The following is a 12815-nucleotide window of genomic DNA, read 5'->3' as shown; positions in this document are numbered from 1 at the left end:
TGTAGAGGACTTGCACCTCCAAGTCACCAGCGTGGCCACCACAGCCAAGCTGGTTGCGCTTACGCGCAACGCGCCATGCCTGGCGCACGCACAAAAAACCGGGCACTAGGCCCGGTTCTTCGTTGCAGACTGTCGTCTTACTCGGCGCTTACAGCTTCGCCGGCAGTAGCACGATCAACCAACTCGACGTACGCCATAGGCGCGTTGTCGCCAGCGCGGAAACCGCACTTGAGGATGCGCAGGTAGCCACCCTCACGGGTAGCGTAACGCTTGCCCAGGTCGTTGAAGAGCTTACCAACGATAGCTTTCGAACGAGTACGGTCGAAAGCCAGGCGGCGGTTAGCCAGGCTGTCTGTCTTGGCCAGAGTGATCAGCGGCTCAGCAACGCGACGCAGTTCTTTGGCTTTCGGCAGTGTAGTTTTGATCAGCTCGTGCTCGAACAGCGACACCGCCATGTTTTGGAACATGGCCTTGCGGTGCGAGCTGGTGCGGCTCAGGTGACGTCCACTTTTACGATGACGCATGGTTCATTCCTTACCAAACACAACGTTCGGTGATTACGACGATCAGGCAGTCGCCTTGTCGTCCTTCTTAAGACTTGCAGGCGGCCAGTTGTCGAGGCGCATGCCGAGGGACAGACCGCGGGAGGCCAGAACGTCCTTGATTTCAGTCAAGGATTTCTTGCCAAGGTTCGGAGTCTTCAACAGCTCTACTTCGGTACGCTGAATCAGGTCGCCGATGTAGTAGATGTTTTCCGCCTTAAGGCAGTTAGCCGAACGTACAGTCAGTTCCAGATCGTCAACCGGGCGAAGCAGGATCGGATCGATCTCGTCTTCCTGCTCGACAACCACTGGCTCACTGTCACCCTTGAGGTCGACGAACGCAGCCAACTGCTGTTGCAGGATGGTTGCAGCGCGGCGGATAGCCTCTTCAGGATCCAGGGTACCGTTGGTTTCCAGATCAATAACCAGCTTGTCCAGGTTGGTACGCTGTTCGACACGGGCGTTTTCCACCACGTATGCGATACGGCGAACCGGGCTGAACGAAGAGTCGAGCTGCAAGCGACCGATGCTGCGGCTTTCGTCTTCATCGCTCTGACGCGAGTCTGCCGGTTCATAACCACGACCACGAGCTACGGTGAGCTTCATGTTCAGGGCGCCGTTAGACGCCAGGTTAGCGATTACGTGATCGGGGTTAACGATCTCGACATCATGATCCAGCTGAATATCGGCAGCGGTAACCACCCCCGAACCCTTCTTCGACAAGGTCAGCGTAACTTCGTCACGACCGTGCAGCTTGATAGCCAGACCTTTAAGGTTCAACAGGATTTCAATTACGTCTTCCTGTACACCTTCGATGGCGCTGTACTCGTGGAGCACACCGTCAATCTCGGCCTCGACTACTGCACAGCCAGGCATTGAGGACAACAGGATGCGTCGCAGCGCGTTGCCCAGGGTGTGGCCGAAACCACGCTCGAGAGGCTCGAGTGTGATCTTGGCGCGGGTTGGACTGACAACCTGCACATCAATATGGCGGGGTGTCAGGAACTCATTTACCGAAATCTGCATGGATGCACCTATTTTCTAGCCCTTACTTGGAGTAGAGCTCGACAATCAGGCTTTCGTTGATGTCGGCGGACAGATCACTGCGAGCAGGAACGTTCTTGAAAACGCCCGACTTCTTCTCAGTGTCTACTTCTACCCATTCTACGCGGCCACGTTGGGCACACAGATCGAGAGCTTGGACAATGCGAAGTTGGTTTTTTGCCTTCTCGCGAACAGCGACCACGTCACCAGCACGAACCTGGTAGGACGGAACGTTCACGGTCTGACCGTTAACGCTGATCGACTTGTGCGATACCAGCTGACGAGATTCGGCACGAGTAGAACCGAAACCCATACGGTATACAACGTTGTCCAGACGGCATTCGAGCAGTTGCAACAGGTTTTCGCCGGTTGCACCTTTCTTGCCAGCAGCTTCTTTGTAGTAGCCGCTGAACTGACGCTCGAGAACGCCGTAGATACGACGGACCTTCTGCTTTTCACGCAGTTGGGTGCCGTAATCGGACTGGCGACCGCGGCGCTGGCCGTGGATACCAGGTGCTGCTTCGATGTTGCACTTCGATTCGATCGCGCGCACGCCGCTCTTCAGGAAGAGATCGGTGCCTTCGCGACGAGCGAGTTTGCATTTTGGACCAATGTAACGAGCCATTCTTTACAATCTCCTGGATTACACGCGGCGCTTCTTCGGCGGACGGCACCCGTTGTGCGGGATTGGCGTCACGTCGGTGATGCTGGCGATCTTGTAGCCACAGCCGTTCAAAGCGCGGACTGCGGATTCACGACCTGGACCTGGACCTTTGACGTTGACGTCGAGGTTTTTCAGGCCGTATTCCAGCGCAGCTTGACCAGCACGCTCGGCAGCTACTTGAGCAGCGAACGGGGTGGACTTGCGGGAACCGCGGAAACCCGAACCACCGGAGGTAGCCCAGGAAAGAGCGTTACCTTGACGGTCGGTAATGGTCACGATGGTGTTGTTAAAAGAAGCATGGATGTGGGCGATGCCATCAACCACTGTCTTTTTAACTTTTTTACGAGGACGAGCAGCAGGTTTTGCCATGATTAAATTCCTGTCGATTCGCTGGGGCGATTACTTGCGGATCGGCTTACGCGGACCTTTACGGGTACGCGCGTTGGTCTTGGTACGCTGACCGCGTACTGGCAGACCACGACGATGACGCAGACCGCGATAGCAACCGAGGTCCATCAAGCGCTTGATTTTCATGTTGATTTCGCGACGCAGGTCACCTTCAGTGGTGAACTTCGCCACTTCGCCACGCAGCTGTTCAATTTGCTCGTCGCTCAGATCCTTGATCTTTGCGGCTGGGTTGACCCCAGTCTCTGCACAAATTTTCTGTGCAGTAGTGCGACCAACACCATAGATGTAGGTCAGCGAGATAACAGTATGCTTGTTATCTGGAATGTTGACGCCTGCAATACGGGCCATTCAGTGGGACTCCAATTGACAGCTACCTACGCCCCGGAAGCCAAGAAATAGGGCGCGAGATAATATCGCTGTAATAACAAATAATCAACCCGGCAGCGCACTAGCTGCCGGGCTTAAAGCACAATCACACTCAGCCTTGGCGCTGTTTGTGACGCGGTTCCGCGCTGCAAATTACCCGAACAACACCTTCGCGGCGAATAATCTTGCAGTTACGGCACAGCTTTTTCACCGATGCACGAACTTTCATCACCAACTCCTCGAACCTTATGGACGCTACTCAGCGCAACATGCCGCTGCCGTAGCCCTTCAGGTTGGCTTTCTTCATCAGGGATTCGTACTGGTGCGAAACGAGGTGCGATTGTACTTGGGACATGAAGTCCATCACAACCACGACCACGATCAGCAACGAGGTCCCGCCAAGGTAGAACGGAACGTTTGCCGCAACCACCAGGAACTGGGGAAGCAAGCAGACGGCCGTCATGTAAAGAGCACCGAACAAGGTCAAACGAGTCAGAACGCCATCAATGTAGCGTGCGGACTGCTCACCAGGACGGATACCCGGAATAAAGGCACCGGACTTCTTCAGGTTTTCCGCTACGTCTTTCGGATTGAACATCAACGCCGTATAGAAGAAGCAGAAGAAAATAATCCCTGCACTAAACAGCAGAATATTCAACGGCTGACCAGGAGCGATCGACTGCGAGATGTCCTGCAACCAGCCCATACCTTCAGACTGGCCGAACCAGGCACCCAACGAAGCCGGGAACAGCAAGATGCTGCTCGCGAAAATGGCCGGGATTACGCCGGCCATGTTCACCTTCAACGGCAAGTGGCTGGTCTGCGCAGCAAACACCTTGCGGCCCTGCTGACGCTTGGCGTAGTGAACAGCAATGCGACGCTGACCACGCTCAATGAACACCACGAAACCGATAATCGCTACTGCCAGCAAACCGATGGCAACCAGGGCGAAGATGTTGATATCACCCTGACGCGCAGACTCGAAAGACTGCCCAATCGCTCTCGGAAGACCGGCGACGATACCTGCGAAGATCAACATCGAGATACCGTTGCCAACACCACGCTCAGTAATCTGCTCACCCAGCCACATCATGAACATCGCACCCGCCACAAAAGTGGTTACCGCGACGAAATGGAAGCCAAAGTCACCAGTGAACGCTACGCCCTGCCCCGCCAGACCGATGGACATGCCAACAGCCTGGACGAGAGCGAGGACGACAGTGAGGTAGCGGGTGTACTGGCTGATCTTGCGACGGCCAGCTTCACCTTCCTTCTTCAACTGCTCCAGCTGCGGGCTGACAGCGGACATCAGTTGCATGATGATCGATGCCGAAATGTACGGCATGATCCCCAGTGCAAAGATGCTCATCCGCTCCAGCGCACCGCCGGAAAACATGTTGAACAAGCTAAGAATGGTCCCCTCATTCTGTCGAAACAGGTCCGCGAGTCGGTCCGGGTTGATACCTGGAACCGGGATGTGTGCGCCTATTCGGTAGACGATAATCGCCAGGAACAGAAAACGCAGACGAGCCCAGAGTTCAGACATACCGCCTTTGCCGAGCGCAGAGAGAGCACCTTGCTTAGCCATTTATTCCTCGAACTTGCCGCCAGCTGCTTCGATAGCCGCACGCGCACCTTTGGTGGCGCCGATTCCCTTTCCGATGGTGACAGCACGAGCAACTTCGCCCGACAGCATGATTTTCACACGCTGTACGTTCTGGTTGATCACGTTGGCATCCTTCAGGGACTGCACGGTGACGATGTCGCCGTCCACTTTGGCCAGTTCGGACAGACGCACTTCTGCGCGGTCCATGGCTTTCAGGGAAACGAAACCGAACTTCGGCAGGCGACGATGCAGCGGCTGTTGACCGCCTTCAAAGCCTGGAGCGATGGTGCCACCGGAGCGGGAGGTCTGACCTTTGTGGCCACGGCCACCGGTCTTGCCCAAACCACTACCGATACCACGGCCCGGACGATGCTTTTCGCGACGGGAACCCGGCGCTGGACTCAGATCATTGAGTTTCATCGATTAACCCTCGACACGCAGCATGTAGTAAGCCTTGTTGATCATCCCGCGATTCTCGGGAGTATCCAGGACTTCTACAGTGTGACCGATGCGACGCAGACCCAAACCCTTAACACACAGTCTGTGGTTAGGGATGCGGCCGGTCATGCTTTTGATCAGCGTAACTTTTACGGTAGCCATGATCAGAAGATCTCCTTGACGCTTTTGCCACGCTTGGCGGCAATGGATTCAGGAGACTGCATTGCTTTCAAACCCTTGAAAGTGGCGTGAACCACGTTTACCGGGTTAGTCGAGCCGTAGCACTTGGCCAGAACGTTCTGAACGCCAGCAACTTCGAGGACAGCACGCATAGCGCCGCCAGCGATGATACCGGTACCTTCAGAAGCAGGCTGCATGTACACCTTCGAAGCGCCATGGGCAGACTTCATTGCGTACTGCAGAGTGGTGCCGTTCAGATCAACCTGGATCATGTTGCGGCGAGCAGCTTCCATTGCCTTCTGGATCGCAGCAGGCACTTCACGCGACTTGCCACGGCCGAAGCCAACACGGCCCTTACCATCACCAACCACGGTCAACGCGGTGAAAGTGAAGATACGGCCGCCTTTAACGGTTTTGGCTACGCGGTTAACTTGAACCAGCTTCTCGATGTAGCCTTCGTCGCGCTTTTGGTCGTTATTTGACATAACTTAGAACTCCAGCCCAGCTTCACGAGCAGCATCAGCCAGCGCCTTGACGCGGCCGTGGTACTTGAAGCCAGAGCGGTCGAAAGCCACCTGCGAGACGCCAGCGGCTTTAGCACGCGTAGCGACCAGCTGGCCAACCTTAGTGGCCGCGTCGATGTTGCCAGTGGCGCCATCACGCAGTTCTTTATCCAAAGTCGAGGCACTTGCCAGGACTTTGTTGCCGTCGGCCGAAATGACCTGGGCGTAGATGTGCTGCGACGAGCGGAACACGCAGAGACGCACGACTTCGAGTTCGTGCATTTTCAGGCGTGCTTTGCGAGCGCGACGCAGTCGAGTAACTTTTTTGTCGGTCATTTGCTATGCCCTACTTCTTCTTGGCTTCTTTACGACGGACGACTTCGTCCGCGTAGCGCACACCTTTGCCTTTGTACGGCTCTGGTGGACGGAAGTCGCGGATCTCGGCGGCCACTTGACCTACCAGCTGCTTGTCGATGCCCTTGATCAGGATATCGGTCTGGCTAGGAGTCTCAGCGGTGATGCCTTCCGGCAGTTCATAATCCACTGGGTGCGAGAAGCCAAGAGCCAGGTTCAGCACTGTGCCTTTTGCTTGCGCTTTGTAACCAACACCGACCAGCTGGAGCTTACGCTCGAAGCCTTGGCTTACGCCTTGGACCATGTTGTTTACCAACGCACGAGTGGTACCAGCCATTGCGCGAGTCTGTTGATCGCCATTGCGAGCAGCGAAACGCAGCTCACCAGCTTCTTCAACGATCTCAACGGACGAATGGATGTTCAGTTGCAGAGTGCCCTTGGCACCCTTCACCGAAAGCTGTTGGCCTGCGAATTTGACTTCGACACCGGCTGGCAGCTTAACGGGGTTCTTAGCGACGCGTGACATGCTTATCCCCCCTTAGAACACAGTGCAAAGAACTTCGCCGCCGACACCGGCAGCGCGCGCAGCACGATCCGTCATCACACCTTTGTTGGTGGAGACGATAGACACACCGAGACCGCCACGAACTTTTGGCAGATCATCGACGGACTTGTACTGACGCAGGCCAGGACGGCTAACGCGCTTCACTTCCTCGATGACCGGACGGCCTTCGAAGTACTTCAGCTCGATGGACAGCAGAGGCTTGATTTCGCTGCTGATCTGATAACCCGCAATGTAACCTTCGTCCTTCAGGACTTTGGCAACAGCTACCTTCAACGTAGAAGATGGCATGCTTACGACGGACTTTTCAGCCATCTGGGCATTACGGATACGAGTTAGCATGTCCGCTAACGGGTCCTGCATACTCATGGGCTAGACGCTCCTAATACACAAAAAATTAGCCTTTCGGCTAGTACGTGTCGCCGAGCGCATCCGTGCAATAAAAACACGGGCTCAGGCGAGCCGGGTATTCTAGACACACCCCACAAATGAATCAAGCCCCAAAAGGGGCTTGATTCATGTTCAAGGTCACCGACGGTCAGGATCTTGCGATCCCGAACGCCGCGACTTTGACAGTGCTTACCAGCTGGCCTTAACCAGACCTGGAACGTCACCACGCATTGCAGCTTGACGCAGCATGTTACGGCCGAGGCCGAACTTGCGGTACACGCCGTGCGGACGACCAGTCAGGCGGCAGCGGTTACGCATGCGCGAAGCGCTGGCGTCACGTGGCTGTTTCTGCAGTGCTACGGTAGCTTCCCAACGTGCCTCTGGACTTGCGTTCAGATCCACGATGATCGCTTTCAGCGCTGCACGCTTGGTGGCGTACTTGGCAACGGTGAGCTGACGCTTCAGCTCACGGTTCTTCATGCTCTTCTTGGCCATTTTCCTACTCCAATCAGTTGCGGAACGGGAATTTGAAAGCGCGCAGCAGTGCGCGACCTTCGTCATCCGTCCGAGCAGTGGTGGTCAGGGTAATGTCCAGACCGCGGAGAGCGTCGATCTTGTCGTAATCGATTTCCGGGAAGATGATCTGCTCTTTTACGCCCATGCTGTAGTTGCCACGACCATCGAAGGACTTGGCATTCAGGCCGCGGAAGTCGCGAACCCGAGGCAGGGAGATCGACAGCAGACGATCCAGGAACTCGTACATACGCTCACGGCGCAGGGTCACTTTGACGCCGATCGGCCAACCTTCACGGACTTTAAAGCCAGCGATGGATTTCCGAGCGTAAGTCACAACGACTTTCTGACCGGTGATCTTTTCCAGGTCGGCAACAGCGTGCTCGATGACTTTTTTGTCGCCGATCGCTTCGCCCAGACCCATGTTCAGGGTGATTTTAGTAACGCGCGGAACTTCCATCACGTTCGAAAGCTTAAGTTCTTCCTTAAGTTTCGGTGCGATTTCCTTCCGGTAAATCTCTTTTAGTCGTGCCATGGTCTTCTACCTAGCAGTGTTCAAGCATCAACCGCTTTTTGGGTCGACTTGAAGACACGAATTTTCTTACCGTCTTCTACTTTGAAACCAACGCGGTCAGCCTTGTTGGTTTCGCCGTTGAAAATGGCGACGTTGGAAGCGTGCAGTGGCGCTTCTTTCTCGACGATACCGCCCTGTACGCCCGACATCGGGTTAGGCTTGGTATGACGCTTGACCAGGTTCAGACCACCAACAACCAGACGGTTGTCAGCAAGAACCTTCAGCACCTTACCGCGCTTACCCTTGTCTTTGCCGGCGATCACGATGATCTCGTCGTCACGACGAATCTTTTGCATGTCGGATCTCCTTACAGCACTTCTGGGGCGAGCGAGACGATCTTCATGAACTTCTCAGTACGAAGTTCACGGGTCACTGGCCCAAAGATACGGGTGCCGATTGGCTCTTGCTTGTTGTTCAGCAGAACAGCAGCGTTGCCATCAAAGCGGATGATGGAGCCGTCAGCACGACGAACACCATGGCGAGTGCGGACTACAACAGCAGTCATCACTTGACCTTTCTTCACTTTACCGCGAGGAATTGCTTCCTTGACGGTAACTTTGATGATGTCACCGATACCAGCGTAACGACGATGGGAGCCACCCAGCACCTTGATGCACATAACACGGCGAGCGCCGCTGTTATCGGCCACATCGAGCATGGATTGAGTCTGAATCATATAATTTCTCCGACCCCTAGCCCTTAGACTTCCACAGCGCGTTCGAGAACATCAACCAGCGCCCAAGACTTGGTCTTGGCCATCGGACGAGTTTCACGAATAGTGACTTTGTCGCCGATGTGGCACTGATTGGTTTCGTCGTGCGCGTGCAGCTTAGTCGAACGCTTAACGTATTTACCGTAGATCGGGTGCTTAACGCGACGCTCGATCAGAACGGTGATGGTTTTGTCCATCTTGTCGCTGACAACACGGCCAGTCAGCGTACGGACAGTTTTTTCGGCTTCAGCCATGATTACTTACCTGCCTGCTGGTTGAGCACAGTTTTCACGCGAGCGATGTCACGCTTAACTTGCGAGAGCAGATGAGACTGCCCCAACTGGCCAGTTGCCTTCTGCATACGCAGATTGAACTGGTCGCGCAGCAGGCCGAGCAGTTGCTCGTTCAGCTGCTGTGCTGATTTTTCACGAAGTTCATTCGCTTTCATCACATCACCGTCCGTTTAACAAAGGAGGTGGCGAGCGGCAGCTTTGCAGCAGCCAGGGCGAAAGCCTCACGCGCCAGCTCTTCAGAAACACCCTCGATTTCATACAGGACTTTACCTGGCTGAATCTGGGCAACCCAGTACTCCACGTTACCCTTACCTTTACCCATCCGAACTTCGAGTGGCTTCTTGGTGACAGGCTTGTCCGGGAATACACGGATCCAGATCTTGCCGCCACGTTTTACGTGACGGGTCAGAGCACGACGCGCTGACTCGATCTGACGAGCGGTGAGACGACCACGAGCGACAGACTTCAGCGCGAACTCGCCGAAGCTGACTTTGCTACCGCGCAATGCCAGGCCACGGTTGTGACCGGTCATCTGCTTGCGGAACTTCGTACGCTTTGGTTGCAACATTTGGCGTACCCCTTACTTAGCAGCTTTTTTACGAGGCGCTGGTGCTTGTGGCTTCAGTTCTTCTTGGCGACCACCAATTACTTCGCCTTTGAAGATCCAAACCTTTACACCGATCACACCGTAGGTGGTGTGAGCTTCGTAGTTGGCATAGTCGATGTCGGCACGCAGGGTGTGCAGTGGCACACGACCTTCGCGATACCATTCAGTACGTGCGATTTCAGCACCGCCGAGACGACCGCTCACTTGGATTTTGATGCCTTTGGCACCAATGCGCATTGCGTTCTGTACAGCGCGCTTCATAGCGCGACGGAACATTACGCGACGCTCCAGCTGCTGAGCTACGCTCTGCGCAACCAGCATACCGTCGAGCTCCGGCTTGCGGATCTCTTCGATATTGATGTGCACAGGCACACCCATTTGCTTGGTCAGGTCCTGACGCAGTTTCTCAACATCTTCACCTTTCTTCCCGATAACGATACCTGGACGAGCGGTGTGGATGGTGATACGTGCAGTTTGAGCCGGACGATGGATATCGATACGGCTTACGGACGCGCTTTTTAGTTTGTCTTGGAGATACTCACGCACCTTCAGATCAGCGAACAAGTAGTCCGCATAAGTCCGACCGTCTGCGTACCAGACGGAGGTGTGCTCCTTGACGATTCCCAGGCGAATGCCAATGGGATGTACTTTCTGACCCATCTCTTCGACTCCGTTACTTGTCAGCAACCTTGACAGTGATATGGCAAGACCGCTTGACGATGCGATCAGCACGGCCTTTGGCACGTGGCATGATGCGCTTCAGCGAACGCCCTTCGTTGACGAAAACGGTGCTGACCTTCAGGTCATCAACGTCTGCGCCTTCGTTATGCTCGGCGTTGGCTACGGCCGACTCCAGCACTTTCTTCATGATCTCGGCGGCTTTCTTACTGCTGAAAGCCAACAGGTTGAGCGCTTCGCCCACCTTCTTCCCGCGGATCTGGTCGGCGACCAAGCGGGCTTTCTGGGCGGAGATTCGAGCGCCCGACAACTTAGCGGCTACTTCCATTTCCTAACCCCTTAACGCTTGGCTTTCTTGTCAGCCACGTGCCCACGATATGTGCGGGTACCGGCGAACTCGCCCAGTTTGTGGCCGACCATGTCTTCGTTCACGAGAACTGGGACGTGCTGGCGACCGTTGTGTACTGCGATGGTCAGACCGACCATTTGTGGCAGGATCATCGAACGACGCGACCAGGTCTTAACTGGTTTGCGATCGTTCTTTTCCGCCGCCACTTCGATCTTCTTCAGTAGGTGAAGATCAATAAAAGGACCTTTTTTCAGAGAACGTGGCACTGTCGTATCCCTCTATTTACTTGCGACGACGGACGATCATTTTGTCGGTACGCTTATTACCACGAGTCTTCGCGCCCTTAGTCGGGAAGCCCCATGGCGATACCGGATGACGACCACCAGAGGTACGACCTTCACCACCACCATGTGGGTGGTCAACCGGGTTCATGGCAACACCACGAACGGTTGGGCGAACGCCACGCCAGCGCTTGGCACCAGCTTTACCCAACGAACGCAGGCTGTGCTCGGAGTTCGAGACTTCGCCCAGGGTCGCACGGCATTCAGCCAGTACTTTACGCATCTCACCAGAACGCAGACGCAGGGTCACGTAGACACCTTCACGAGCGATCAGCTGAGCCGAAGCACCAGCGGAACGAGCGATCTGTGCGCCTTTACCTGGCTTCAATTCGATGCCGTGTACGGTGCTACCAACTGGAATGTTACGCAGTTGCAGAGCGTTGCCCGGCTTGATCGGCGCCAGGGCACCTGCGATCAGCTGGTCGCCAGCGCTCACGCCTTTAGGGGCGATGATGTAGCGACGCTCGCCATCTGCGTAAAGCAGCAGAGCGATGTGAGCAGTACGGTTTGGATCGTATTCGATACGCTCGACGGTGGCAGCGATGCCATCCTTGTCGTTGCGACGGAAGTCGACCAGACGATAATGCTGCTTATGACCACCACCGATGTGACGAGTGGTAATACGGCCATTGTTGTTACGACCACCAGACTTCGATTTTTTCTCGAGCAGCGGTGCGTGAGGAGCGCCTTTATGCAGCTCCTGGTTGACCACCTTGACCACAAAACGGCGGCCAGGGGAAGTCGGTTTGCATTTAACGATTGCCATGATGCACCCCTTCCTTACTCAGCACTGCTGCTGAAATCGAGATCTTGGCCTGGCTGAAGGGAGATAACTGCCTTCTTCCAGTCATTACGCTTGCCCAGACCGCGAGCAGTGCGCTTGCTCTTACCCAGAACATTCAGGGTAGTAACGCGCTCTACTTTCACGCTGAACAGGCTTTCGACGGCCTTCTTGATTTCCAGCTTGGTTGCGTCGGTCGCAACCTTGAAAACGAACTGGCCTTTCTTGTCTGCCAGAACCGTAGCCTTCTCGGAAACGTGCGGGCCAAGCAGAACTTTAAATACGCGTTCCTGGTTCATCCCAGCAGCTCCTCGAATTTCTTCACGGCCGACACGGTGATCAACACCTTGTCGTATGCGATCAGACTGACCGGATCGGAACCTTGAACGTCACGAACATCGACGTGCGGCAGGTTGCGAGCAGCCAGGTACAGGTTCTGATCAACAGCGTCAGACACGATCAGGACGTCAGTCAGGCCCATGCCATTCAGCTTGTTCAGCAGATCTTTGGTTTTCGGTGCTTCAACAGCGAAGTCCTGAACCACGACCAGACGATCAGTACGCACCAGCTCAGCAAGGATGGAACGCATTGCTGCGCGATACATCTTCTTGTTCAGCTTCTGGGTGTGATCCTGAGGACGAGCTGCGAAAGTGGTACCGCCGCCACGCCAGATAGGGCTACGGATAGTACCGGCACGAGCACGGCCAGTACCTTTCTGACGCCATGGGCGCTTACCACCACCACGAACGTCGGAACGGGTCTTTTGCTGCTTGCTACCTTGACGGCCGCCGGCCATGTAGGCCACGACTGCTTGGTGAACCAGCGTCTCGTTGAATTCGCCGCCAAATGTCAGTTCGGAAACTTCGATCGCTTGAGCGTCATTTACATTTAATTGCATGTCAGCTTCCCC

26 protein-coding genes are annotated in these 12815 nt (G+C 55.2%); all 26 read right to left on the bottom strand.

All coding sequences use genetic code 11. The features are described from left to right. Nucleotides 1-137: 137 nt before the first annotated feature. Nucleotides 138-524 (bottom strand): 50S ribosomal protein L17, encoded by a 387-nt coding sequence (gene rplQ / locus HU806_RS25045; protein WP_003176402.1) that lies wholly within the window; start codon nt 522-524, stop codon nt 138-140. Between the two features lie 42 nt (nt 525-566). Further along, on the bottom strand, nt 567-1568 hold the full coding sequence (locus HU806_RS25040) for a DNA-directed RNA polymerase subunit alpha (protein WP_003186012.1): 1002 nt from the start codon (nt 1566-1568) through the stop codon (nt 567-569). Between the two features lie 22 nt (nt 1569-1590). Further along, entirely contained in the window at nt 1591-2211 is a 621-nt protein-coding gene (gene rpsD, locus HU806_RS25035) for a 30S ribosomal protein S4 (protein ID WP_003176404.1), read from the bottom strand. Nucleotides 2212-2229: 18 nt separating this feature from the next. Beyond that, a complete protein-coding gene (gene rpsK, locus HU806_RS25030; protein WP_002555466.1) occupies nt 2230-2619 on the bottom strand; it encodes a 30S ribosomal protein S11 in 390 nt (129 codons plus the stop codon). A 30-nt stretch (nt 2620-2649) separates the two neighbouring features. Next, the gene (rpsM, locus tag HU806_RS25025) at nt 2650-3006 is read right to left on the bottom strand and encodes a 30S ribosomal protein S13 (protein WP_009045849.1); all 357 of its coding nucleotides are present in this window, start codon (nt 3004-3006) and stop codon (nt 2650-2652) included. Nucleotides 3007-3136: 130 nt separating this feature from the next. Further along, complete coding sequence (gene rpmJ, locus HU806_RS25020; protein ID WP_002555468.1) at nt 3137-3253, bottom strand: 50S ribosomal protein L36; 117 nt, start codon at nt 3251-3253, stop codon at nt 3137-3139. A 30-nt stretch (nt 3254-3283) separates the two neighbouring features. Continuing rightward, nucleotides 3284-4612 (bottom strand): preprotein translocase subunit SecY, encoded by a 1329-nt coding sequence (secY, locus tag HU806_RS25015; RefSeq protein WP_018612224.1) that lies wholly within the window; start codon nt 4610-4612, stop codon nt 3284-3286. Then, on the bottom strand, nt 4613-5050 hold the full coding sequence (rplO, locus tag HU806_RS25010) for a 50S ribosomal protein L15 (protein ID WP_003186032.1): 438 nt from the start codon (nt 5048-5050) through the stop codon (nt 4613-4615). It lies immediately after the preceding gene. Nucleotides 5051-5053: 3 nt separating this feature from the next. Further along, a complete protein-coding gene (gene rpmD / locus HU806_RS25005; RefSeq protein WP_010438202.1) occupies nt 5054-5230 on the bottom strand; it encodes a 50S ribosomal protein L30 in 177 nt (58 codons plus the stop codon). 2 nt (nt 5231-5232) lie between these two features. Then, nucleotides 5233-5733, bottom strand: coding sequence for a 30S ribosomal protein S5 (gene rpsE, locus HU806_RS25000; RefSeq protein ID WP_003186035.1), 501 nt, complete (start codon nt 5731-5733; stop codon nt 5233-5235). A gap of 3 nt (nt 5734-5736) precedes the next feature. Further along, nucleotides 5737-6087, bottom strand: coding sequence for a 50S ribosomal protein L18 (gene rplR, locus HU806_RS24995; RefSeq protein ID WP_003186037.1), 351 nt, complete (start codon nt 6085-6087; stop codon nt 5737-5739). Nucleotides 6088-6097: 10 nt separating this feature from the next. Continuing rightward, nucleotides 6098-6631 (bottom strand): 50S ribosomal protein L6, encoded by a 534-nt coding sequence (gene rplF / locus HU806_RS24990; protein WP_003186039.1) that lies wholly within the window; start codon nt 6629-6631, stop codon nt 6098-6100. 12 nt (nt 6632-6643) lie between these two features. Continuing rightward, entirely contained in the window at nt 6644-7036 is a 393-nt protein-coding gene (gene rpsH, locus HU806_RS24985) for a 30S ribosomal protein S8 (RefSeq protein ID WP_003186040.1), read from the bottom strand. Nucleotides 7037-7246: 210 nt separating this feature from the next. Continuing rightward, nucleotides 7247-7552, bottom strand: coding sequence for a 30S ribosomal protein S14 (gene rpsN, locus HU806_RS24980; protein WP_003186042.1), 306 nt, complete (start codon nt 7550-7552; stop codon nt 7247-7249). Between the two features lie 13 nt (nt 7553-7565). Beyond that, nucleotides 7566-8105: a 50S ribosomal protein L5 gene (gene rplE / locus HU806_RS24975; RefSeq protein ID WP_003186044.1), complete on the bottom strand. Its 540-nt coding sequence runs from the start codon at nt 8103-8105 to the stop codon at nt 7566-7568. 20 nt (nt 8106-8125) lie between these two features. Continuing rightward, nucleotides 8126-8440 carry a 50S ribosomal protein L24 gene (rplX, locus tag HU806_RS24970; protein ID WP_003186046.1) on the bottom strand — a complete coding sequence of 105 codons (315 nt, stop codon included), beginning with the start codon at nt 8438-8440 and terminating at the stop codon, nt 8126-8128. Nucleotides 8441-8451: 11 nt separating this feature from the next. Further along, entirely contained in the window at nt 8452-8820 is a 369-nt protein-coding gene (gene rplN, locus HU806_RS24965) for a 50S ribosomal protein L14 (RefSeq protein ID WP_002555479.1), read from the bottom strand. 23 nt (nt 8821-8843) lie between these two features. Further along, complete coding sequence (gene rpsQ, locus HU806_RS24960) at nt 8844-9110, bottom strand: 30S ribosomal protein S17 (protein ID WP_003194644.1); 267 nt, start codon at nt 9108-9110, stop codon at nt 8844-8846. 2 nt (nt 9111-9112) lie between these two features. Continuing rightward, nucleotides 9113-9304 carry a 50S ribosomal protein L29 gene (rpmC, locus tag HU806_RS24955; protein WP_002555481.1) on the bottom strand — a complete coding sequence of 64 codons (192 nt, stop codon included), beginning with the start codon at nt 9302-9304 and terminating at the stop codon, nt 9113-9115. Continuing rightward, nucleotides 9304-9717, bottom strand: a complete 414-nt coding sequence (gene rplP, locus HU806_RS24950; RefSeq protein WP_003186052.1) for a 50S ribosomal protein L16 — start codon at nt 9715-9717, stop codon at nt 9304-9306. Before rplP ends, rpmC begins: the two co-directional genes overlap by 1 nt. Nucleotides 9718-9729: 12 nt before the next feature. Continuing rightward, nucleotides 9730-10416: a 30S ribosomal protein S3 gene (rpsC, locus tag HU806_RS24945; protein ID WP_003176422.1), complete on the bottom strand. Its 687-nt coding sequence runs from the start codon at nt 10414-10416 to the stop codon at nt 9730-9732. Between the two features lie 13 nt (nt 10417-10429). Continuing rightward, nucleotides 10430-10762, bottom strand: a complete 333-nt coding sequence (gene rplV / locus HU806_RS24940; protein WP_003103908.1) for a 50S ribosomal protein L22 — start codon at nt 10760-10762, stop codon at nt 10430-10432. Nucleotides 10763-10773: 11 nt separating this feature from the next. Continuing rightward, nucleotides 10774-11049 (bottom strand): 30S ribosomal protein S19, encoded by a 276-nt coding sequence (rpsS, locus tag HU806_RS24935; protein WP_002555486.1) that lies wholly within the window; start codon nt 11047-11049, stop codon nt 10774-10776. A gap of 16 nt (nt 11050-11065) precedes the next feature. Then, nucleotides 11066-11890 carry a 50S ribosomal protein L2 gene (gene rplB, locus HU806_RS24930; protein ID WP_003186055.1) on the bottom strand — a complete coding sequence of 275 codons (825 nt, stop codon included), beginning with the start codon at nt 11888-11890 and terminating at the stop codon, nt 11066-11068. 14 nt (nt 11891-11904) lie between these two features. Next, a complete protein-coding gene (gene rplW / locus HU806_RS24925) occupies nt 11905-12204 on the bottom strand; it encodes a 50S ribosomal protein L23 (protein ID WP_002555488.1) in 300 nt (99 codons plus the stop codon). Further along, complete coding sequence (gene rplD / locus HU806_RS24920) at nt 12201-12803, bottom strand: 50S ribosomal protein L4 (protein WP_186615425.1); 603 nt, start codon at nt 12801-12803, stop codon at nt 12201-12203. Before rplD ends, rplW begins: the two co-directional genes overlap by 4 nt. Nucleotides 12804-12815 lie beyond the last annotated feature (12 nt).

Origin of the sequence: Pseudomonas sp. SWRI154 (assembly GCF_014268645.1) — a bacterium.
GTDB lineage: Bacteria > Pseudomonadota > Gammaproteobacteria > Pseudomonadales > Pseudomonadaceae > Aquipseudomonas > Aquipseudomonas marvdashtae.
This window is presented reverse-complemented; position numbering and strand designations above follow the sequence as displayed.